Origin of the sequence: Streptococcus sanguinis (assembly GCF_026781265.1) — a bacterium.
Taxonomy (GTDB): Bacteria; Bacillota; Bacilli; order Lactobacillales; family Streptococcaceae; genus Streptococcus; species Streptococcus sanguinis_T.
In genome coordinates this window covers 151,052-172,845 of record NZ_JAKUVC010000004.1, presented here as the reverse complement: position 1 = coordinate 172,845, position 21,794 = coordinate 151,052, and the positions used below count along the sequence as shown (strand labels likewise).

At 43.4% G+C, this 21,794-nt stretch carries 28 protein-coding genes; 4 read left to right on the top strand and 24 right to left on the bottom strand.

The genetic code is table 11. The features are described from left to right. Positions 1–43: 43 nt before the first annotated feature. Together rplA and rplK are read right to left on the bottom strand one after the other, a co-directional pair. Complete coding sequence (gene rplA / locus MK370_RS06600) at positions 44–733, bottom strand: 50S ribosomal protein L1 (protein ID WP_268684654.1); 690 nt, start codon at positions 731–733, stop codon at positions 44–46. A gap of 101 nt (positions 734–834) precedes the next feature. Beyond that, positions 835–1,260 (bottom strand): 50S ribosomal protein L11, encoded by a 426-nt coding sequence (gene rplK / locus MK370_RS06595; RefSeq protein WP_002894851.1) that lies wholly within the window; start codon positions 1,258–1,260, stop codon positions 835–837. A 151-nt stretch (positions 1,261–1,411) separates the two neighbouring features. Between rplK and MK370_RS06590 the strand changes: the two genes are divergently transcribed. Further along, a complete protein-coding gene (locus tag MK370_RS06590; protein WP_002897148.1) occupies positions 1,412–1,759 on the top strand; it encodes a DUF3397 domain-containing protein in 348 nt (115 codons plus the stop codon). Between the two features lie 109 nt (positions 1,760–1,868). On the opposite strand, the gene MK370_RS06585 is transcribed toward MK370_RS06590, so the two are convergent. The 3 genes from MK370_RS06585 to MK370_RS06575 all read right to left on the bottom strand — a co-directional run bounded on the left by MK370_RS06585 (position 1,869) and on the right by MK370_RS06575 (position 4,981). After that, positions 1,869–2,255, bottom strand: a complete 387-nt coding sequence (locus MK370_RS06585; protein WP_268684653.1) for a VOC family protein — start codon at positions 2,253–2,255, stop codon at positions 1,869–1,871. Positions 2,256–2,368: 113 nt separating this feature from the next. Beyond that, complete coding sequence (locus MK370_RS06580; RefSeq protein ID WP_268684652.1) at positions 2,369–4,669, bottom strand: DNA translocase FtsK; 2,301 nt, start codon at positions 4,667–4,669, stop codon at positions 2,369–2,371. 129 nt (positions 4,670–4,798) lie between these two features. Beyond that, positions 4,799–4,981 carry a PspC domain-containing protein gene (locus MK370_RS06575; protein ID WP_002899876.1) on the bottom strand — a complete coding sequence of 61 codons (183 nt, stop codon included), beginning with the start codon at positions 4,979–4,981 and terminating at the stop codon, positions 4,799–4,801. A gap of 227 nt (positions 4,982–5,208) precedes the next feature. On the opposite strand from MK370_RS06575, the gene MK370_RS06570 reads away from it, so the two are divergent. The 3 genes from MK370_RS06570 to MK370_RS06560 are packed head-to-tail and all read left to right on the top strand — an operon-like array spanning position 5,209 to position 6,773. Beyond that, positions 5,209–5,628 carry an NUDIX hydrolase gene (locus MK370_RS06570; protein ID WP_268684651.1) on the top strand — a complete coding sequence of 140 codons (420 nt, stop codon included), beginning with the start codon at positions 5,209–5,211 and terminating at the stop codon, positions 5,626–5,628. 54 nt (positions 5,629–5,682) lie between these two features. Then, the gene (locus tag MK370_RS06565) at positions 5,683–6,501 is read left to right on the top strand and encodes a peptidylprolyl isomerase (protein WP_268684650.1); all 819 of its coding nucleotides are present in this window, start codon (positions 5,683–5,685) and stop codon (positions 6,499–6,501) included. A 35-nt stretch (positions 6,502–6,536) separates the two neighbouring features. Further along, the gene (locus tag MK370_RS06560; RefSeq protein ID WP_002897142.1) at positions 6,537–6,773 is read left to right on the top strand and encodes a zinc-ribbon domain-containing protein; all 237 of its coding nucleotides are present in this window, start codon (positions 6,537–6,539) and stop codon (positions 6,771–6,773) included. Between the two features lie 54 nt (positions 6,774–6,827). Here the strand turns inward: MK370_RS06560 and MK370_RS06555 are convergent, their stop codons facing one another. The 19 genes from MK370_RS06555 to MK370_RS06465 form a co-directional block, all read right to left on the bottom strand. After that, positions 6,828–8,369 carry an ABC-F family ATP-binding cassette domain-containing protein gene (locus MK370_RS06555; RefSeq protein WP_268684649.1) on the bottom strand — a complete coding sequence of 514 codons (1,542 nt, stop codon included), beginning with the start codon at positions 8,367–8,369 and terminating at the stop codon, positions 6,828–6,830. A gap of 111 nt (positions 8,370–8,480) precedes the next feature. Beyond that, complete coding sequence (locus tag MK370_RS06550; protein WP_268684648.1) at positions 8,481–8,789, bottom strand: DUF898 family protein; 309 nt, start codon at positions 8,787–8,789, stop codon at positions 8,481–8,483. A 13-nt stretch (positions 8,790–8,802) separates the two neighbouring features. Then, positions 8,803–9,495, bottom strand: coding sequence for a 5'-methylthioadenosine/adenosylhomocysteine nucleosidase (locus MK370_RS06545; RefSeq protein WP_268684647.1), 693 nt, complete (start codon positions 9,493–9,495; stop codon positions 8,803–8,805). A gap of 76 nt (positions 9,496–9,571) precedes the next feature. Continuing rightward, positions 9,572–9,994, bottom strand: a complete 423-nt coding sequence (gene macP / locus MK370_RS06540) for a cell wall synthase accessory phosphoprotein MacP (protein WP_268684646.1) — start codon at positions 9,992–9,994, stop codon at positions 9,572–9,574. A gap of 20 nt (positions 9,995–10,014) precedes the next feature. Further along, positions 10,015–10,557: an NUDIX hydrolase gene (locus MK370_RS06535; protein ID WP_268684645.1), complete on the bottom strand. Its 543-nt coding sequence runs from the start codon at positions 10,555–10,557 to the stop codon at positions 10,015–10,017. An 8-nt stretch (positions 10,558–10,565) separates the two neighbouring features. Then, a complete protein-coding gene (gene glmU, locus MK370_RS06530) occupies positions 10,566–11,945 on the bottom strand; it encodes a bifunctional UDP-N-acetylglucosamine diphosphorylase/glucosamine-1-phosphate N-acetyltransferase GlmU (RefSeq protein ID WP_268684644.1) in 1,380 nt (459 codons plus the stop codon). 111 nt (positions 11,946–12,056) lie between these two features. Continuing rightward, positions 12,057–12,851 (bottom strand): hypothetical protein, encoded by a 795-nt coding sequence (locus MK370_RS06525; RefSeq protein WP_268684643.1) that lies wholly within the window; start codon positions 12,849–12,851, stop codon positions 12,057–12,059. A 397-nt stretch (positions 12,852–13,248) separates the two neighbouring features. After that, positions 13,249–13,875 (bottom strand): PadR family transcriptional regulator, encoded by a 627-nt coding sequence (locus MK370_RS06520; RefSeq protein ID WP_268684642.1) that lies wholly within the window; start codon positions 13,873–13,875, stop codon positions 13,249–13,251. Positions 13,876–13,969: 94 nt separating this feature from the next. Continuing rightward, positions 13,970–14,419 carry an ASCH domain-containing protein gene (locus tag MK370_RS06515; RefSeq protein WP_268684641.1) on the bottom strand — a complete coding sequence of 150 codons (450 nt, stop codon included), beginning with the start codon at positions 14,417–14,419 and terminating at the stop codon, positions 13,970–13,972. A 49-nt stretch (positions 14,420–14,468) separates the two neighbouring features. Continuing rightward, positions 14,469–14,816: a DUF7716 domain-containing protein gene (locus MK370_RS06510; RefSeq protein WP_268684640.1), complete on the bottom strand. Its 348-nt coding sequence runs from the start codon at positions 14,814–14,816 to the stop codon at positions 14,469–14,471. Further along, positions 14,813–15,571: a GNAT family N-acetyltransferase gene (locus MK370_RS06505; protein WP_268684639.1), complete on the bottom strand. Its 759-nt coding sequence runs from the start codon at positions 15,569–15,571 to the stop codon at positions 14,813–14,815. Before MK370_RS06505 ends, MK370_RS06510 begins: the two co-directional genes overlap by 4 nt. A 152-nt stretch (positions 15,572–15,723) precedes the next feature. Then, positions 15,724–16,836: a hypothetical protein gene (locus MK370_RS06500; RefSeq protein WP_268684638.1), complete on the bottom strand. Its 1,113-nt coding sequence runs from the start codon at positions 16,834–16,836 to the stop codon at positions 15,724–15,726. An 11-nt stretch (positions 16,837–16,847) separates the two neighbouring features. Next, complete coding sequence (locus tag MK370_RS06495; RefSeq protein WP_268684637.1) at positions 16,848–17,546, bottom strand: 3-oxoacyl-ACP reductase; 699 nt, start codon at positions 17,544–17,546, stop codon at positions 16,848–16,850. Further along, positions 17,539–17,775, bottom strand: a complete 237-nt coding sequence (locus MK370_RS06490; RefSeq protein ID WP_002899859.1) for a DUF2829 domain-containing protein — start codon at positions 17,773–17,775, stop codon at positions 17,539–17,541. Before MK370_RS06490 ends, MK370_RS06495 begins: the two co-directional genes overlap by 8 nt. 130 nt (positions 17,776–17,905) lie before the next feature. Further along, a complete protein-coding gene (locus tag MK370_RS06485) occupies positions 17,906–18,280 on the bottom strand; it encodes a GNAT family N-acetyltransferase (protein WP_268684636.1) in 375 nt (124 codons plus the stop codon). Between the two features lie 99 nt (positions 18,281–18,379). Beyond that, positions 18,380–18,805 (bottom strand): GNAT family N-acetyltransferase, encoded by a 426-nt coding sequence (locus tag MK370_RS06480; RefSeq protein WP_268684635.1) that lies wholly within the window; start codon positions 18,803–18,805, stop codon positions 18,380–18,382. A 63-nt stretch (positions 18,806–18,868) separates the two neighbouring features. Continuing rightward, positions 18,869–19,879, bottom strand: coding sequence for a S41 family peptidase (locus tag MK370_RS06475; RefSeq protein WP_268684634.1), 1,011 nt, complete (start codon positions 19,877–19,879; stop codon positions 18,869–18,871). Positions 19,880–19,950: 71 nt separating this feature from the next. Continuing rightward, entirely contained in the window at positions 19,951–20,220 is a 270-nt protein-coding gene (locus tag MK370_RS06470) for a hypothetical protein (RefSeq protein ID WP_268684633.1), read from the bottom strand. 43 nt (positions 20,221–20,263) lie between these two features. After that, a complete protein-coding gene (locus MK370_RS06465) occupies positions 20,264–21,664 on the bottom strand; it encodes an amino acid permease (protein ID WP_268684632.1) in 1,401 nt (466 codons plus the stop codon). Between the last annotated feature and the right edge of the window lie 130 nt (positions 21,665–21,794).

The window sequence follows — 21,794 nt, the reverse complement described above, 5'->3', positions numbered from 1 at the left end:
TATTTCAAAAAAAGAACTACCCGGAGGCAGTTCAATTTAATTCTTAAAGTGAGTTTACGTCAACCTTGATACCAACACCTTGTGTAGTAGTGATAGTCAGGTTCGTTACGTAAGTACCTTTAGCAGTAGCTGGTTTCGCTTTTTGGATTTTGTCGTTGAAAGCTTTGAAGTTTTCAACCAACTTGTCAGCTTCAAATGAAACTTTACCAATGATAGCTTGTACGTTACCTGAACGGTCTGCACGGTAAGTAATCTTACCACCTTTAGACTCTTCAACTGCTTTTGCAACGTCCATTGTTACAGTACCAGTCTTAGGGTTTGGCATTAAGTTACGAGGACCAAGGACACGTCCAAGGCGACCTACAAGTGCCATCATGTCAGGTGTAGCAATTACTACGTCAAAGTCCAACCAACCGTCGTTGATTTTTGCAACGAGGTCATCTTCACCAACGAAGTCTGCACCAGCAGCTTTCGCTTCTTCTGCTTTAGCACCACGTGCGAAAACAAGAACGCGTGAAGTTTTACCAGTTCCGTTTGGCAATACCATTGCGCCACGGATTTGTTGGTCAGCTTTTTTAACATCAATGTTCAAGTTGTAAGCAACTTCTACAGTTGCGTCGAATTTTGCAAAGTTAGTTTCTTTTGCAAGTGCTACAGCTTCTTCTACGCTGTATGCTTTTGTGCTGTCGATTTTTTCAAGAGCAGCACGAAGTTGTTTGCTTTTTTTAGCCATTTTATCTTTCTCCTTGTAAGTGGTTCAATCGATTTTCATCTCCCACGTCACTCGTCAATCTGATCAAGTGTAGTGCGGGCAAATGGGATGAGCGTTATTGATTAGTCAACAACAGTGAATCCCATAGAACGAGCAGTACCTTCAATCATACGCATTGCAGACTCGATGTTTGCAGCGTTCAAATCTGGCATCTTAGTTTCAGCAATTTCTTGTACTTGCGCACGAGTAACTGTTGCAACTTTCGTTTTGTTTGGCTCACCAGAACCTTTTTCAACACCTGCAGCTTTCTTCAAAAGAACAGCAGCTGGCGGAGTCTTAGTCACGAAAGTGAATGATTTGTCTTCGTATACTGAGATAACAACTGGAATAATCATACCAGCTTGATCAGCTGTACGAGCGTTGAACTCCTTAGTGAATCCCATGATGTTGATACCGGCTTGACCAAGCGCAGGACCAACTGGTGGAGCTGGAGTAGCTTTACCAGCAGGGATTTGCAATTTTACAAGTTTTTCGACTTTTTTAGCCATTTTTAAATCCTCCTTTGTGGTTTTGGCGGTAAATAAAGATTTTTACCTCCCACAAGTATGCTTTTCGCATACCTTTCTATTATACACTAAACTTTCTTAAATGCAAGGAATTTTATCTTCTTTTTTGATTTTTTTATGGTAAAATAATCTTATGACACTATTAAAGATTGCTTCGATTTTATTTATCTTTTTAACTTTGATTTTAACCACTATTACTGTGCGAGTTTTTCAATTAAGAAAATACGGTTTAAACTTTGCGGACTTGGCTTTTCCGCTTTTTGTTGTGGAATTTTATATCATTTCAGACAAGGCCTACTATCATAGCTTGCTGCCCCAGCTGACCCTAGCTCTCTCAGTTCTCGCTATCGCCATCACCATCTATTTTCTCAAGAAAAAACGAAGCTTCTACTATCCTAAGTTCTTTAAGTTCTTCTGGCGGGCTGGATTTCTTTTGACCTTCTTCATGTATCTAGCCATGGTCATCGGACTCTTTTTGTAACAATGTCAATAAAACCCATCGGTTATTAGATAGCCGATGGGTTTTTCATATGTGAGATTCACAAGTCATTCTTTTACCGAGAAAAAAGGATCTTCCGATGCTCCTAGTCTTATTCGTGAATCTCCAGAGGCAGGCCGTCCGGATCAAAGAAGAAAGCCATCTTACGACCGTCGAAGTCGTCATAGCGTAGCTCGGTATGAGGAATATCCAAACGGTCAAACTCCGCTAGCATTTCTTCGACATTTGTCACTCGGAAAGCCAGATGCCTCAGACCAGTATGCTCAGGATGTGGCAGGGCTGGCCGCTTGGGAGCTTCTTCCTTGATAAAAATTTCCAGAGTCAGATTTCCCTTGCGGACATTAAAGAGAATATCCTGTTTGTCTGGTCGGTGGTGCTCATCCAACTGCTCAAAGCCTAGCTTGTCCACATAAAACTCCCTAGTTTTGGCATAATCATGGCCAATAATCGCAATATGGTGAATGGTGTCTAGTTTCATACCTTCTTTTCCTTCCCTTGGCAATGTGTAAGTAGAGAAAATCTGCCGGCTGACTGCTGGCAGATTTGTTTTTATCAAATGATTATTTTGCTGGCAGACTAGTGAAATTAGAATTAATTAGTCTGCAAAACTTTTCTCGGCTTGGTTCCCTCGGCTGGCCCGATAACGCCTGCTGCTTCAAGTTCTTCCATGAGACGAGTAGCCCGGTTAAAGCCGACCGAGAGTCGCCGCTGAATCATAGAAGCGCTGGCTTTCTGAGTCTCGATAACCAAAGCCTTGGCTTCTTCAAAGAGAGGATCGCCTTCATCGTCGCCCCCACCAGTATCCAAATCACTTTCAGATACTTCACCCGGATCAAAGCTATCGTCATAATCAGCTTCAGCTTGATTCTTGACAAAGGCTACGATTCGCTCCACATCTTCATCTGAGATAAAGGAGCCCTGCAAACGAACCGGATGGTTTTCATCAATAGGCTTAAAGAGCATATCCCCACGCCCCAAGAGCTTTTCCGCCCCATTTTCATCCAGAATGGTCCGACTGTCTGTCCCGCTGGACACAGCAAAGGTAATCCGAGAAGGCACATTAGCCTTAATCAGACCGGAGATAACATCTACAGATGGCCGCTGGGTAGCCAGAATCATGTGAATCCCAGCCGCACGCGCCTTTTGTCCCAACCGGATAATGGCGTCTTCCACTTCCTTGCTGGCCACCATCATAAGGTCAGCCAACTCATCCACGATGACAACGATTAAAGGCAGGGGAACCTGCTTGTATTCTGACTGAGCATTGTACTCAGCTACTTTAGCATTGTAGCCGGCAATGTTGCGGGCACCGACCTTGGAGAATAGTTCGTAGCGGTTTTCCATCTCGTCTACAACCTTCTGCAGAGCTCGACTAGCCTTGCGGGGATTGGTCACGACGGGGATAAGCAAGTGGGGAATGTCATTATAAACGGACAGCTCCACCATCTTAGGATCTACCATCATAAATTTGACTTCATCCGGTCTGGCCTTCATGAGAATGCTGGCGATAATACCGTTTACGGCCACAGATTTTCCAGAGCCAGTAGAGCCCGCTACCAAGAGATGGGGCATCTTAGCCAAGTCAAAAGAACGGACAGAGCCGTTGACAGCCTTACCAAGTGGGATTTCTAGGAGCTTGCTGGCATCCGTCTTGGACTGTTCCCAAAGTTCTCGGAAAGTCACGGTCGCAACTTCAGAGTTGGGTACTTCAATCCCGACTAGGGATTTCCCAGGAATTGGTGCCTCAATCCGTACATCCTTGGCAGCTAGGGCAAGAGCCAAGTCATCAGCCAGATTGGAAATCCGATTGACCCGAACACCGACAGCTGGCTTGACCTCGTACTTAGTGACGGAAGGTCCGATTTCAGCCCGCTCAACAGCAGCCTTTATCCCAAAACTAGCAAAGGTCTCTTCCAAAATTTTGATATTGTCTCGGACGATGCGTTTTTCCTTGGACTGGTTTTTAGGCTTGTCAGGCGCAAAGAGGTTGATGGTCGGCAGCTTATAGTCCAGACTTTCCTTGGCGGTAAAGTCCACTTCAACGTCTACGTCCGCCTCCTCCATCTCTTCTTCGCGGCCAAAGTCCAGAGGCTCATGAGGATCATACTTTCCCACTTCCTCATAGTCTGCTTCGTCAAAGTCCACAGCTGTATCTGACAAGTCCTCGTCATCTAAAATCTCTCCTGTCTCAGAATCGACTTCAGCTTCTTCTTGCTCTACTTCAATAGCTTGCATAGCTGCCTGTGCAGCTTTTTCTTCCCGCTCAAGGAAACGGAGCTGTCGCTTCTCTTCCTGCTTTTCTCTCCAATTTTGAAAGGCTACCATAGCCTTTTCTGAAATGTCATAGATAGACCAAGGGCTCATAAGCAGACCGCCCAAAAGAATGAGCAGCAGGCCGAAGAAATAAGAACCGATATTTGAAAAAAGGAAAGAGATAGGTGCGTATAAGAGAGAGCCCAGCAGGCCGCCACCCGCGAAGGAGCTGACCTTAAAGGCTGTCAGATCAGTCAAGACCCTGCCTAGAGTTGTCGATAAGACAGCTGCCCCTTCTAGCTTCAACACACTGACAAAATAAGCTTGGAAAATTAACTCCAGTCCCAAAAAGAGGCTGATAAATCCTGAAACCGTCCCCTCGTGCTTGTGCAGCCACTTGAAAAAAAAGAGATAGCCAAAGCTGGCCAGAATGGCCAGATAGGCCAAGCTTCCCACCAAGAGGCGAATCATATTATAAATAGTGACCCCAAAGGCGCCCAGCTTAATTGCTGCAAACAAAAGAATAAGAGCCAGCACAAAGGTGGCAATCATTCTCTTTATTGCTTTTTGTCTTTCTAATTCTGCTTTTGTCGGCCGACGAGTTGTCCGGCCTTTTTTCGTGTTTTTCTTAGTTGCCATAACCCTTATTATACCATATTTGGGACTTAGATGAGAAATCTTTTATCTAGATCCGAAGCAAAAAACTTATTTATCCACGTAAAAAGAACTGGGCTAACCAGTTCTCATTTCACTATCACAAAATTCTTATCAAGCCTCTGGCATAACCGCCCAAGCAATCAAGTAAGCCAAAACACCTGTACCTGCCACACAGACCAAAAGAATCCAAATAACACGGACCAAGGTTGGATCTAAATCAAAGTAGTTTGCGATACCAGCACATACACCAGCGATTTTTTTGTTGTTGACATCTCTTGTCAGTCTTTTCTCCATGGAAAACACTCCTTATTATTTTTACTCTGTTTATTTTACCATAACATCTCTCAATGCACAAGTTCGCCTGCTATTAAGCTCTCTCTGCAGATAAAAATTAATTACATCAAGATGAATTTGTTCACTCTACCATACTTTTAACAAGTCCAAGCAAAACTCTTGTTCTTGTGTTAGAATAAAAGGAAATTCTAATTAGTAAACAGTAAAAATATTTCAGGAGGAAGATAATGCGAGCCGGAGTCATTCTTTACAATCCCCAAACCAAGCAAATACTGCTCATCCACCGCTGGAAAAATGGAGAAGAGTATTTTGTGATACCGGGCGGCGGGGCTGAGTCAGGTGAGACTGCAGTCCAAGCAGCTCAGCGAGAAATTCAGGAAGAGCTGGGTTGGAGCTTGTCTGAAAAGCAGCTGCAGCCAGCCTTTACTTTCAGAAATGGCCAACGCCTAGAAATCTATTTTCATGCCACTATCGGCCATACATCAGCCCCAATGATTCAGGGTGAGGAAGCCCTTCGCAGTCATGCCCAGAATATCTATCAACCCGAATGGCTAGACATAGAAGCAATTTGCGAACTGAACTTACGGCCAGCAGGGCTTAAAAATCTGCTTCTGGATTGTCTGACACAGGAGGGTTTGAAAAACTAGCCTAATTGTAGTAAAATATCAGTAGTTTACAATCTAATGCGAGAAAGGTTTTATATGAAAAAAATTCTTCTTATCGGCCTCTTATCAGGACTTGTCTTGGCTGGCTGCTCTGGTAAAGACAAAGAAGAGGAGACTACTAGCTCCTCCAACTCATCCAGCAGTTCCTCTCTAGTGAGCTCTAGCTCTGATTCAGAGGAAACCAGCAAACTCCGTGAGCAATTCAAGGATGCCATGACCAACGAAAATGCCAACTTCCCGCAGCTATCTACAGAAGTTGCAGAGGATGAAGCGGAAGTCAAGTTGGTAACGACTGAAGGCGATATCCGCATCAAGCTCTTTCCAAAACAAGCCCCACTGGCCGTTGAAAACTTCCTGACCCATGCCAAGGAAGGCTACTATGACGGCATTATATTCCACCGTGTTATCAATGAATTTATGATTCAGACCGGAGATCCTAAAGGCAACGGCACTGGAGGCGAGTCTATCTGGAAGGGCAAAGACAAGTCTAAAGACTCTGGAAACGGCTTTAAAAATGAGTATTCTCCATATCTCTATAATATCCGAGGCGCCCTATCCATGGCCAATGCAGGCCCTGATACCAATGGCAGTCAGTTCTTCATCAACCAAAGCAAGAAAGATTTGACTAGCCAAATGTCTACGGATTCCTTCCCAGCCAAAATCATCGAAGCCTATAAAAAAGGTGGAAATCCTACTTTAGATGGCGGAGCTTACACCGTATTTGGCCAAGTGCTGGAAGGGATGGATGTGGTGGACAAAATCGCTGCCGCAGAAACAGACGACAATGACAAGCCTAAAAAAGATATCAAGATTGAAAAAATCGAGATTATCAAGGACTATGACTTCAGTAAATAAGCTGAGTGCCCAACCAATAAAGGAGAGAAACCAATATGATTATCTGGGGATATAAAGGTTATCAGAAAAACGTAGGACAGACCCAAAGCAATATCGAGTGTGCCAACTGCCACAACGTCGCACCTTGGGACATTATTGAAACCGGACGAAAGTTTACACTCTATTGGATTCCTACCTTTCCTTACGGTAGAAAACATTACCTCACCTGCCCTGTCTGTCAGCATGGTAAACAGATTGAGAAGCAGGAAATCGAGCAGTTTTTGAATTATTAGTATCAGAAAGAGACGATTCTCAATGAACCGTCTCTTTTCCTTTATTTAATTTTATCAAGTCAAGTGGTTAAAATCCCAGATCTGGTCCATCCAGCCTTCATAGAAATCAGGCTCATGGCAGACCATAAGGATGCTGCCCTTGTATTCTTTCAGAGCTCGCTTAAGCTCCTCCTTGGCATCTACATCCAGGTGGTTGGTCGGCTCGTCCAGCACTAGAACATTATTTTCTCGGTTCATGAGGAGGCAAAGACGAACCTTGGCCTGCTCCCCACCTGAAAGGACCTGGATCTGGCTCTCGATGTGCTTGGAAGTCAGGCCACATCTGGCCAGAGCCGCTCGGACTTCTGCTTGGTTAAGAGCCGGAAAGGCGTTCCAGACTGCTTCCAGCGGTGTCTGACGATTGCCGCCCTCTACTTCCTGCTCGAAATAGCCCAGCTCTAGATAGTCCCCACGCTCAACTTGACCTGCAATAGGCGGGATAATCCCCAGCAAACTCTTGAGCAAGGTCGTTTTTCCAATTCCATTTGCCCCGATGATCGCCACCTTCTGATTACGTTCAAAGGTCAGGTTAAGTGGCTGGGTCAAAGGACGATCGTAACCAATCTGCAAATCCTCAGCCTGAAAGATAAAACGGCCAGGTGTACGGGCAGGCTTGAAATCAAAGGAAGGCTTAGGCTTCTCACTTTGCAGCTCAATAATGTCCATCTTATCCAGCTTTTTCTGGCGGGACATAGCCATATTTCGAGTTGCCACGCGGGCTTTATTGCGAGCCACAAAATCCTTGAGGTTCGCAATTTCCTTCTGCTGGCGCTCATAGGCCGCTTCCAGCTGAGATTTTTTCATCTCATAGACTTCCTGGAACTGATAGTAGTCGCCAGAATAGCGGGTCAAGTGCTGATTTTCCACATGGTAGACGATATTGATGACGTCATTCAGGAAAGGAATATCATGCGAGATTAGAACAAAGGCATTTTCATAGTTCTGTAGATAACGCTTGAGCCAGTCAATATGCTCCGCATCCAGATAGTTGGTTGGCTCGTCCAAGAGCAGGATATCCGGTTTTTCCAGAAGCAGCTTAGCCAAGAGAACCTTGGTCCGCTGCCCACCAGATAGCTCCGTTACATCGCTTTCCATACCGTAGTCCATGACGCCTAGAGCTCGTGCGACCTCGTCAATCTTGGCGTCCAGAGTATAGAAATCCCGGCTCTCCAAGCGGTCCTGCAGCTCCCCCACTTCTTCCATCAGGGCATCAACATCGGCTCCTTCCTCAGCCATGCTCATATAGATTTCATTGATACGGGTCTCGGTCTTGAAAAGCTCGTCAAAGGCTGTGCGCAAAACATCGCGGACAGACTGGCCTTGCTCCAATACAGCATGCTGGTCCAGATAGCCAGCCGTCACATACTTGGACCACTCGACCTTACCTTCGTCTGGTAGCATTTTACCCGTCACAATGCTCATAAAGGTTGACTTTCCCTCACCATTGGCACCGACTAGGCCGATATGCTCACCCTTAAGGAGGCGGAAGGATACATCCTCAAAAATAGCCCGGTCTCCGAAACCGTGGCTGAGATTTTTTACTTCTAAGATACTCATTTTTTCTCCTCTATCATTGATTGCAGTTCCTTGATTATACCATCAAAAGGGATTTTTTGGCAAGACAGAAGAAAATGAAAAGCGAGCCACTTAGGCCTCGCTTGCTTGTTCTCAATTCGCATGATGTGTATGCTTGGTAATCCACTGAATTAGCTTGATTTTCAGCCAAAAGCCATAAATACCAAAGGTAACAATGGTCAGGAGCCACCACTTAATCCAATTTCCAAACAGCTGCATGGCAGTACCATCAAAGTAAAGACGGTGCCCGTCAATAACTGTATGTTTTATCTTCCAATTATACAGAATACACATGCCCCAAGGTGCACAAATTCCCAGTGTAAAAACGGTAATCAAGGTAGCTAAAATCACATGACCGATGTAAGAAAAGAGACCACCATCAAAATAAGACTCTTTGTACATACTATCTCCCCCTTTAAACCAACTCTTTCAGAAACTGAATCAGAGTTTCTGCAGAGCGTTTACCAGCTTCAAGAATGAATTCATCAAAAGTGACATTAGCATTATGGCTAGCTGTGTCGCTCATGGCGCGAATAACCATAAAAGGCAGGCCAATCGAATGTGTAGCTTGAGCAATAGCTGCGCCTTCCATCTCAACAGCCAGGACATCTGGGAAATGTTCCTTGATGCGGTCAATCTTGTCTTGACCAGCAACAAAGCTGTCACCTGTCGCAATCAAACCTACTCTTGCATTTTGATGGGTTTTTTCCAAAATTTTCTTCATCTCAGCAACCAGATAGCGACTAGCTTCAAAATAAAGCGGCTGCCGTGCCATCTGACCGTAGTCATAGCCAAAGGCCGTCACGTCCACATCATGGTAGACCAGACGATCTGCGACCACCACATCGCCGATAGCCAGACCTTCTGCCACTGCTCCAGCTGAGCCTGTGTTAATCACAGCTGTAACCTTAAAGTCATTGACCAAAACAGCCACACTCATAGCGGACATAACCTTTCCAATCCCGCTTTCGACCAACACCACTTCATGGTAGCCAATAGAGCCCGTATGATAGACATGACCCAAACGCAGGTGCTTCTGCGGATTTTCTAAATGCTCCAGCAGAATCTTCAACTCTTCAGGCATGGCTGCGATAATTCCAATTTTCATATAATACCTCAAATCATCTGATGAAAAAGAAGCTTAGACAGACTAGGCTTCCTTTTAAGTGCAATCAAGCAGGTTTTTAAGGCCACCAAATAATAGCAGCAATCAAACCAATCAGTAGGATAACTACCCAAAGGAGAATCTTATTGAGTTTGGCTTGAAAGAGGCTCCGCTTCTGGTTTTCAATCCGACGGCTCTTAGTCACGGTCGGATCTACCTCAATGTGCAAAGTCTCATCCGTAAACTCCTCTTGGTTTTGAGCAGTCTGATAACCAAAACGACTCTGATTCTGCTGAGACCGAGCTTCTTCATAACCAAAGCGGTTTTGAGGGCTTTGATAACCAAATTGAGTATCCTGTAAGCTAGACTGCTGCGAGCTAAAGGAGCTTCTGCCAGTTGAAAGAATCTTGGTTTCCTCGTCATCCATGAGAGGCTGCCCCGAAATATCCTCACCGCGGTTAGCCCGCTCAATGATTTCATCTGTTAATAAAGCTTTTCCCATTGATCTACGTTCCTATTTATTCAGATTTTTTGTTCCCAGTACTGAAGGGCCATGATGGTCTTGGCATCACAGATATCACCGTTTTGCAGCAACTGATGTGCCTCCTCCAGACTGACTTCAAAAAGTTCCAATGTTTCATCCTCGTCTTGGGGACGAGGGTTTTCGACCTTTGTCAAATGACAGGCGCTGTAGAGCTTGATTTTCTCATTGCAAAAACCGATAGCAGAGTAGAAATCATAGACCAACTCCAGCTGTCCAGTGTAGCCTGTCTCTTCTTCTAATTCTCGGAGGGCAGCCGTTTGGGGATCTGCATTCTCTCCTAGCTCAAGCTTGCCAGCTGGAATCTCGTAAGAAGTCGCTTCAATGGCCTTGCGGTACTGCTTGACTAAAATCATCTTATTTTCCGGAGTGATAGCAATTACAGCCACCGCCCCATTATGAAAAATCAAATCCCGTTGAGCTTGGCCTTTGCCATCTGGCAGCTCTACCTGGTCCTGAACCACTTTAAAAATCGGGCCCTGATAAATCTCCGTCCGTTGGACGGTTTTTTCTTCAAATTCCATGATTAAACCTACTTATTTTGAGGATGATGAGGAAGTCGCTTAGCATAATCTTCCTTGTTAATCTGACGGCCACGTCCCAAAGCAATGGCATCTGCTGGTACGTCCTTGGTAATAGTAGAACCAGCACCGACCAGTGAGTTGTCACCCAGCTCAACTGGGGCAATAATGGTCGAATTGGAACCGACAAAAACATTGTCGCCAATGATAGTCTTGTATTTCTTCTGACCATCATAATTGACCGTAATCGTACCTGCACCAAAATTGACATTAGCACCGACCTCAGAATTTCCAATGTAGGTCAAATGACCAGCCTTGGTATTTTCGCCAATTGACGATCCTTTAACTTCTACAAAGTTTCCGACATGAGCATCCTTGGCCAGACTAGAACCCGGACGAATATGAGCGTAAGGCCCGACCGTCACTCCATCCGCAACACTTGACTCCTCAATCATGGAGTTGGTGATAACTGTCCGTTCTCCAATAACAGAGTCCACGATGTAAGTACCATTGGTCAGGATAGTCTCTGCCCCAATCTTGGTCTGACCTTTCAAAGTCACATTTGCTTCAATCTGAACCTCAGGAGCAATTTCTACATCTACATCGATATAGGTCGCATGAGGATTGACAAAGCTGACACCGTTGACCATATGCTGCTGGTTAATCCGCCGGCGCATAACACTCTCAGCTGTAGCCAAAGCTACGCGGTCATTAACCCCCAGACTTTCATCAAAGTCTTTCAGCATATAAGCGCCGACTTTTTCACCATTTTCGCGGAAAATACCAATCACATCTGTGATATAGTATTCCCCTTGAGCATTATTGGTATTGATATTTTTGAGGGATTCAAAGAGGCGAGCATTGTCAAAGACGTAAGTCCCCGTATTAATTTCCTTGATTTGCTGCTCAAAATCAGAAGCATCCTTCTGCTCAACAATTTTCAAAACTTCGTCATGTTGATTGCGAACGATACGGCCGTAGCCGAAAGGATTGTCTGCTTCTGCTGTCAGGATAGTCGCAACGTTCTTGTGGTTGATATGGAAGTCAATCAGGTTTTTCAGGCTTTCTCCTGTAATCAGGGGAGTATCGCCAGCAATGACCAGCGTCTGACCTGTCAGATTTTCCAAAACAGGCTCTGCCATCATAACGGCATGCCCCGTTCCCAGCTGCTCAGTCTGACGGACAAAGTCTGTCTGACCTGCCAAGACTTGCTCGACCAGCTCTGCCTTGTGCCCAACAACTGTCACGGTCTTCTCTGGGTCAATGGCATTGACACTGCGAAAAACATGTTCCAGCATGGAAATCCCTGCAACCTTATGCAGGACCTTTGGCAAATCTGACTTCATGCGAGTACCCTTACCCGCAGCCAAAATAATCGCGTAATTTGTCATCAATTATCTCTTTTCTGTAGGATATCACCTTTATTATATCACTAAAAGGTAATTTTTAAAAATTTAAAATCAAGCCATCCCCTTAAAAATCTGCAACAAAAAAATCAGCCATTAAACAGCTGATTTTGCTTCTTTTTCTTTGATTTTCTTTGGAAGATGAACTTTTGCCTTGCCATAGTCCTTGAAGACAGCCCGCTGCTTGAAGTAAATCAATTCTCCATCTAAAGCTGTATCTTCGTCCAAATCCATAGTCATATCAATAGAGCGGATGGTCCGAGTCTTAGGGTCAACCACAAAGGCAACCTTACACTTCTCAATGTCGATGGTCGTATCATAATGCTCATCATTATAAGCATAGTAGAAGGCATCGATAAGGTCATAGGCCAAATCACCTTCTGCTGTCACCGAAAACTCATAGCCGCCTTCAACTTTTTTCTTAGTTAGTTCTGACTCATTATCTACCATGACCTGCAGCAAAGCCTTAAAGGAGGACATGCCCGAATAGCCATTTATATGTTTCCGTGAGTCGGTATCATCAATGGTCTCAAATCCATCCTTTTCTTCCAGGTACATCCGATCTTCGCTGAAATAATGGGTCAGTTCTTGATCATCATAGGTTTCGTAAAGCTTGGCTAAATAAGGTGAATCTGAAACAGTCAGCTGTTTAACGGTCTCAGCTTTTCTTTTTTTGTAGCCTTCTAGATAGGTCGACTCAGACAGCCGATCCATGTAGAAACTATCATGGTCGAATTTTTTCAAGGATGCATCCACTACAGCCGACAGCTTAAAGCGGGATTCAAGAGCTTCTGCGATTCCTCCAGGTTTAAAGTAGGTATAAAGAAAGGTTCCGCCAATCAGTACAAAGCAGACACAGCCGTAAATGATAAAAAAATGAACCTTCTTCAAAATCAATCCTCCTAGAATCCTTCTGTCGTTTTATAGCTTATATTATAAGCTTTTTTAGACCTATTTTCAATCTTTTTTCAGAAACGATTTTTGAAGACTCGTAAAAAATTAGTTTCTTTGGCCTTATGGATTTATATAGATTACAGGCTTTAATCACTTTCTGTCTTCCAATTAAGATTTTCTTCTTTATCGGCCAATTGTTCCATCCAGATTAGTTCTTTAAATCCTTTGTCAGAAGCTGACTGACAATCCCTTGGTCCCGATAAGCCGCATCCACAAGTACATACTCAATATATCCTGTAGCGGAAGAAATGCTAATTGGTTTTTCAAGCTCTCAAAGTCATTGCCAAATGTATCAACAAGGCAAGTATCCACTGCTTTTCGAATACTTAGTATCTCAGCACTCTTTCTCATTTTCAGCCAACTGCTGGCGAAGCTTGATAAACCAGTCCAACTGAAAGCGGGCCGAATCAATCCCAAATTCGAGCGTCTTCATCTCAAAATAGCCAATCTGGGAAATACTTTCAGCTAAATCAGCCGCCTGACTGGTTTCTATCAGCTCTGTAGCCAGGTGGCTGTTCTGCTCTAGATAGGCCTTTACCTTTTCTTGTTCCTCCGTAAAACGAATCGCGTCTTTGACAGCTTCAAACTCTTGGACTTCAACTTCCAGTCCCTCAATGGTCAAATCCAGCATCTGAAGCTGCTCTTTCTTGGGCAGATAACCCATAAAAAGGAATTTCCCCAAGTCCATATTCTTGTTCTTGCTCATGTCGATAGGCGTTTTAAGCCACTCCAAAAACAAGATTCGTCCCGAAGCTGTAATGGCATATTCCTTCTTCATTTTTCCTTTTTCTACGTACTCCGAATAAGTCACTGCTCCTTGCTGGGACAGTTTTTTTAAGGCTGCTTGGATACTGCCTAGACTGTCGCTGCACATAGAGCTGAAATTTTGCCGCATCACCTGACGAATTTCATAAACTGTAAAATGCTTTATCATGAGTAATCCTAAAATTAATTTGTCCATTTCTCCTCCAAATCAAGATTTCTTTGTATACCTAATAGTAACACTTTTGCTTCGATTTATCAAGAATAAACAAAAAGCCTATTCAAAAATAGACTTAAGCTTGATCCAGCGGATAGACCTTGCGAAATTCTTCTAGGACGACACCCGTTTCTTGGGAAAATTCCAAACCGGCTCCTGCCAGACACTCTGTGAAAAATGCCTGATGGACTTGTTGCCAGTAGGCCAAGGATTTGTCTCCTTCTCCTTCCTTAAAGGCGTGTTCGGCTGAAACCTCATTAAAAGGCAGCACAGAGACTTTGGTGATTTCAATTATACAGACTGCCCTATCCTGACTGTCTAAAATGACATCAAAGCTTCCTGCCTGCGGCAAGGGCTCATTTTCAAGCTTATAGAGCTCATAGGCCGAAGCTGTCGCTGTCTTTTCACCACGAAGCACTAAGTCGGCAAGCTCATCTGCCAAGGAACCGAAGGCCCAGGCGTCAATCTCATCGCCAATCTCTGGATTGATTTTCTTGTATGCCAGCCACATTTCTTTTGGGGTCATCATTTCTCCTGTCTTTCTAAAGTGAAAATTATTGTTTATAAACATCTTCCTACAAAACTGTATCTTTATCAAAATCCCTAAAGTCATCATGCTCATAATAGTAAAGCAGAGCCTGTAAATACTCTTGATCAGTCGCTTCTGCTTTCTGCTCCATGACCGACAAGAGAACATCCGCAAAATCTTCACCGTAATAAATCAGCTCCAGCTCTTGCTCCCTTACCTGTCTAGGGTAAACATCCCTATTATCCGCCACTTGAGGATAATCAGCAAGCAAGTAGCTGTCCTGAAAATTCAGTTCTCCATTTTCCTTAGCATACAAACAGAAATCATCATCTAGCTCTTCTGATTTCACAGCCTCAATAATGTCTTTTAAGAAATAGGTTTGGTTTTTCTTCATTGGTCAAAAGTCCCTTTCCATTCAAAAGCCGGATAAGCTCCTAGGCACTGATATCCCAAGCTTTCTGCGACCTTCTTGGAAGCTTCATTGTGCGCATCCCAGAGGGGAAAGAGTGAGCGTTTTTGAGCTTCTAAAATTATCTGGGCACCCAAGATTTTGGCCAAGCCCTGTCTTTGGTAGGCTGGCTTGGTAGCAATTTCAATCTCAAGGGCTCCATGATAGACCAATCCCGTTGATACAGCAGCGATGATTTCCTCTCCTAAATAGAGCAAAAAGCCAAAGCCACCCGCCGCTTGAAAATGGTCAAAATCGGAAAAGTCACCCTGCAAATCCTGAGACCAGACTTCCTCAGCCAAACGCTCATAACTCTCCTCATCAATCGGACAAAATTGGTAGTTTGCAGGTAGACTGCTCTGCCATTTCTCCAAAGCCTCTGTATCAAAGGAAGCCCTGTCCGCAAAAGCATAGCGAGTGAACTGCTCCAGCTCACTCTGACTATCGAGAAACTCTTGCCAACTGCGCTCCTCGGAGATAATGACCTTGTCAGCTAAACTATATTTTTTGCTAAATTCCTGCCACAAATCCGGATCCACCTGACCAGCCGGAAAGATGAAATTTCCTAGTTGGTAAAGGCAGGATGTCTCAGGCGCATTCATGAAGTACTGCCCTAGGCCAGCATCCAAACCGTAAAGTACCATATTTTTAGTCCAGGATTGGAAAAGATTCTTAACTTTTTCATTGTTCGCATTCTTCATTCACTTACTTCAAACTCCAGTATATGTCGTTTTTTTATACTAATATAAATTTTTTATCATCTTATCAAAATTATCACTCTTAACAAACTTTATTTTATTCTTTCCAGTTAGCTCAATTATTTTATTTTTTCCTAGAATAATAGCAAGATTCTTTACAATAGACCGTTTTGACTGTTCGTTATGATAAACAAAAATAAACTGATATAGTTGAAATTAATAACCTTCGATTTTTGAATCTCTGGAATAACGTCCAATACCGATTCTTTTTTACTAATTTTATTTTTGTCAAAGTCTAGCCTATCAAGATAAGTAAGATAAAATTCTAAATAATTTGTTAATTCCTCCAAAGCATTAATAAAACTTTCGTTCGTTTTTTCAACGATAGCCATATTTGTTAATTGATTAGAATTTGTTACTGTTTCTTGATAAATGCACTCAACAACAAATTTGTATGCTACAAAGTTTTTCTTATGCCTAAATCCTTCTTTAAATTTTACTAAAGCTTGATTAGGTAAATATTCTTTGTAAATACTGAATAACTCCAAGTTTTCTTCAATATTTTCTTTCAAGTCGTAAACTGCTTCAGCAATATCTGAGATTATTGATTCGATACTAGACCAATTTGCTTCCAATTCTTCTCTATAATCCTTCATAAATTTAATAAATATATTATTATTTATCTCACCCAACCATTTTAGATTTCTTGACGAGTCAATTTTAGAATTGATAACCCCCTCTATCAAATCAATATCAAAAAAATCAAATCTTTTAGATCGTTTAATGGAAGTAACTTTATCAGAAAATTGGTTAAGCGAGTATTTATTTTTCTTTAAATTAAACAAAAATTTGTTGAAAATAATATTAAATTCTTCCAAATAGTCTGGCGAAATTCCAATAGCAGTCTGCTGTTTACATACTACTTGGTATTCTTTTAACATTTTTATCAGATCAGTAGAAAAAATTTGTAGCAGTTCGTCAAAATTGAACTCTTTTAAAGTTTCAAAAATCAAACTTTCATATTCTTGAGTAGATGAAAAATCACTTACTTTCCTTTTTAAATCCGTTTCTATTTCACTTATATCTACCCTTTCAAGTTTATTTAGATTTACTCTTTCAACTTCTTCTGAATCATATTCTGGATATCTAATTGGATAATTCAGGCAAATATAAATATAGTCTGAAAACATCAAAAAATCTTCATAACTAGTTTTTCTACCCATTGCTATATCAAAACCATTTCCCAAAATAAGAATATTGTCTGACATGTTCTTTCTCCTTACTTCAAACTCCAGCCGCCGTCGATTTTGATAATTTCACCTTGCATAGCAACGGCCTTACCACTAGCTAGAAAGAGGCTGACGTCTGCCACTTCCTGAGGAACCAGCCAACGCTTGATCGGCGTTTCCTCAGCGACCCATTCTGCCAGTCCGCCTGGCTCAAAATCCGCAGAAGTCATAGCTGTCTTAACAGCGCCTGGCGCCAGGCCAAACACTTGGATATTTTTATCCGCATAGTCTAAGGCTATCTGCTTGGTCAGGCCGGCTAGAGCATGCTTAGAGGCTGTATAGGCAGCACCGCCGCCCCCAGCCAGAAAGCTAGCAATCGAGCACATATTAATGATGATACCAGACTTTTTCTCTAGCATTTTCTGCAAGTAAAAGCGAGTGATTTTCATAGTCGCGGTCAGATTAAGGGCAAAAATCTGTTCCCAGTCCTCGTCGCTGGTCTCGTGCAGGGGACGATAATTGTCCAAAATACCTGCTGTATTACAGAGAATATCCACCTCGGGCAAGCTAGTGAAGAGCGGTGTCAAATCACCCGTCAAATCCAGCTTGACAAAACGTAGCTCATTTAGAAAGCTAGGATTTTCATCCTTGTCCACCCCATAAACCCGGTAGCCATTTTCCAAAAAGGTCAGAGCCTGAGCTCGGCCGATGCCAGAGCTAGCTCCCGTCACCAGTACCGTCTTAGTCATCTACTTCCACCCAATCTGTCGCGAGGACATCACAAGGAGTCGGACTCCACATGGAGAACCCCTCCCCTTCACCTGAAACATTGATGAGGAAATAAGGTGTCACCTCAAGAGCCACCCCATTCTGCTCAATCGTGTCAAAGAGCTGGACGTAGTTTTCCGCTCCGCCCCAGCCTGTACGTACATATTTTTTCTTGGCCTTAAGGCCTGGTAAAATTTCTTCAAATGTCATGGTTTTCTCCTTTTGTTTATTGGTAATCTTTAACAAATTCCCTGCTAGTCTTCAGCAGTCATAAGTATATTGGACGACTTTTGCTTGACTGTCAACAGGTTTATCTGCTACTTTGCAACAAAGTCTAAAATTAGACCTTCTTCTCCATCTCCACAAAGAGATGAATATCGCCATTGCTTTCCTGCGGAATGCGCCTCACCACTTCAAAGCCCATGTTGAGATAAAGCTGCTGGGCTCGGTGATTGAAGTCAGCCACGTATAACCTGATGACTTGGGGTGCAAAATTTTCTATGATAAAGTCCAGAATTTCCTGCAAAAATGCAGCGCCCTGACCTTTTCCGCAGTGCTCCGGCTTCATCCCCAAACCAAGCTCCAAAATTCGCTCTCCTTTCTGCTCTATGCAGAAAAATCCATAGAGCTCCCCTTCACTCAGTACTTGATAATAACGGTCCCCACGCGCTTCAGGGGAAACCATTTCTTCATAATCTTCCAGGTCATTTTTCATATCATAAAAATCATAAGGCGTCTCTTAATGCCATTCGTTAGCGATTTCTAAAGCATGCTGCTGAGTTAGTGGTTCAATCATCATCTACTCCTCCTTTCTCTAAAATCCCCAATAAAAGCGTTTTTGGTCTGCTTTTTCGCTGCAACCAAGACTGCGATAAAATTCATGGGCTGCGGAGCGGGAAATGCCGGAATTAATTCGAATCCCTGTGTAGCCTGCCGCTTCTGCCTCTTCACGCAAAGCCTGCATCAGCGCTCTGCCATGTCCCTGCCCTTGAAAATCCTGAGCGACGGCCAAAGCCAAGAGATTGAGCAAGGACGGGAAATAGAGACAGTCGTAGCTAGTCGCATGAGCGTAGCCTATGAGCTGACCGCCTTCTTCAGCTACCAAAATCAAATGCTGGTCATTCTCTAGCAGCCTCTTCAGTTGAGCCTCTGTCGCTTCCCTATCGAAACCATAGCCCAGGCACTCAGCATTAAGCCGCTGAATGGCTGCAGCGTCTCTTAGTTTTACTTTACGAATCATCTGTCACCTCGTTCTTCTCTTTATTATAGCAGAAAAGCAGTCTTTTTGACTGCTTTCAATGAACTATTCTCCCATCTGCTCTTTCAACCAAGACTCCGCTTCTTCTAAAGGCTGCTCTGTTAGGACATCGGGCTGAATTGCCTCATTCTCATAAAGCTTGCCCGTGCGATCTAGGATACTCGAGGTAGTCAAGAGCAAAAACGCTCCATCATACAGTTGATAATAATTATTTCCCGTAGTATAGCTTGCCGTTGGCTGACCAAATATTTTAACGTTTTCCAGTCCCTTAAATGCTAAAACTGTCATCTCTCCTGAGCTACCTGTACGTTCATTGGTAAGGACAGCTATTGGCACTTTCTTTGCTTTCTCATCAACCTGCTCCAAACCAAGCTGCTTCAGAACATCTAATCGCGAAACCGCGCTCTTGCTTTTGTTTTTATAAACGAATTGGAAGAGCTCTTCATCAGGCAAAAGAGAGGACAGTCCAGCAATCATCGGATACATATTCCCGCCGGTATTATCTCTCAGATCTACAAGAACCGCCTGATAGTCATACTTTTTAAGAGCTGCTGAAAGTTTCTTGGCATAAGTCTTCGCTGCCTGTGTATCACCAGTGAAAGCAGGAACTTTTAAATAAAGAATCCCCTCGCGATTCTGCACTTCAGGCTGATTTTTGCTTTCCGGACTATTTTCGGGATTATCCTGTGGACTTAAAAAATAAGAATGCTTTCCGCCAGCCTCTTTGGTTAATTTTTCCAAGACAGGATAGGTGTCTTGATAAGTCTTGGCTGATTCAAGCTTCTCTAAGGCTTTCTTCTTCTCATTTTCCCAATCTTTATCCGTATAAAGACCAAAATCAAGCTTTTTCACAACCGAGCGGGCGTAGTCCTGCGGACTAGGTGGAAAAAGAAAAATTCCATAGTCTGGACCAAAGTAGGCCAGAAAACCTATGAAAAGAGCAAGCAAAACCAGTACTGTTCCCAAGCAACCTAAAAGGACTTTTTTCATAATCACACAACCTTTCTTGTGAGGATTTCTGAGCTGATTATAGCAAAATAGAGACACGTTTTCCATGTCTCTACCTTACATTTATCATCTTCAATCTTACATTTTTGTAAGATTATTTCATTTACATCTACAAAAGATTATTTCCATCTCTCACTCTTAGAGAATGCAATAATCAAACCAGACCCAGCTAGAACTGCCAGAATAAGAATACAGATATTTTTCAGTGGATAGAGCCAGTCTTTATTTTCCTCATGCCACCTTGACTTCCAAAGCCCGACATACTCAGCATGCATATCTTCAGGCTGGTTCAGCTGGATATTGATCACAATCGCCAGTAAAATTAGGGCGATAAAAGCAAGGGCAAAGAGCCAGATTTTCTTCTTTCGGCTTAGATAAAGTTTCTTCATACTTTTCTCCTTCTACTTTCTGCTTAATAGCAATACTCTATCCCTACTTCTCTTTTACAGATATTTCTGAGTTCCTATAGCCATAGAAGGCATAGATGAGACTTCCCAGCGCTAGGGCAATTCCAAAGGCCTGCCAGGTTTCCTTGGTATACTGGGTCATGAAGGACATGCAGATAATAATGGATAAAATCGGTGTCAGAGGTACCAGAGGCGTTTTGAATTCTCCAGCTTTTGGCATTCCCTGATCTTTCCGCAATTTCAAGACTGCCAGTGCCAATAAAATCAGATAAGCCAAGGTACAGATATTGAGGAAAGAGGCGATACTAGCCAAGGGGAAGATACCGGCACAGACAGCTGAGGCAATCCCTACTAAAATCGTGGCATTCTTTGGCACCCGACTGGTCTCTGTCAATTTCTTGAAAGAGCGAGGCAAGAGACCATCACGCGCAATACTGTAAATCATCCGCGACAGGGCATAGGTCATGGAGATGCAGACCGTAATCAGAGTCAAAATAGCGACGACAGAGATATAGTTGGCCGCCCAGCCAAGTCCGACGCTGCGCAGGGCAAAGGCAACCGCATCAGAAACATCCAGATTGCTATAGTGGACAATCCCAGTCAAGACCAAGGTCACCAAAATATAGAGAATGGTCACAATGCTCAAGGATAAGACAATTCCGCGCGGAACGTTCTTTTGAGGCTCCTTGATTTCATCAACCGCCATGGAAATGGACTCAAAGCCAAGGAAGGCAAAGAACATGAGTGAAGCCCCGGCCATAATGCCGACCTTACCGCCATAAATTTCTCCGAAGCCAAAAGGTGCAAAGTTAGACCAATTTTCTGGTTTGATGAAGAAAAATCCTGCAATGATAAAGAGTGCCAAGGCTGAGAACTTCAAGACCACCAAGGCTGAGTTAAAGCGCAGGGCCGCCTTTGAGTTCAGAAGAACAACACCTGTAACAAAGACCAAGACCAGAATAGGCAGCAAGTCCACATAAGTACCTGCTTTTGGATCGAAGGTGCCATTCAGAGCTGCCGGAAGCTGGATACCAAAGCCGCTCAGCAAGCCCTTCAGATAAGACCCCCATCCAGAGGCAACACCTGAGATAGCGGTCATGAACTCCATGATGGTCAGCCAACCAGCCAGCCAAGCAGGAAATTCCCCCAGAACCGCATAAATATAACTGTAGGCTCCCCCATTGGCAGGAATCCGTGAGGCAAACTCAGCGTAAAAAAGGGCCGAAATACTCACACAAAGGGCTGAAATGACAATCGAGATGGTCAGAGCAGGCCCAGCATATTTGGCTGCCCCAGTCCCTGTGATGGTGAAAATCCCAGTTCCTACCATGGCTCCAATACCAAGCAAAATCAGATCAGGAATTTTCAAGTGACGGCGCATGCCCGTTCTATCCTTACTGGCATCTTTTTTTCTAAAAATATTCATCTATTTTTACTCTCCTAATTGCATTAACGCCCTATTTTATCATATTTCCACTCTTTTAGGAATCTTTCTCAGAAATTTTCCGAGAAAAGAAAGGCTGAGAAAAATCTCAGCCTAAGTCTTTAAAATAAAT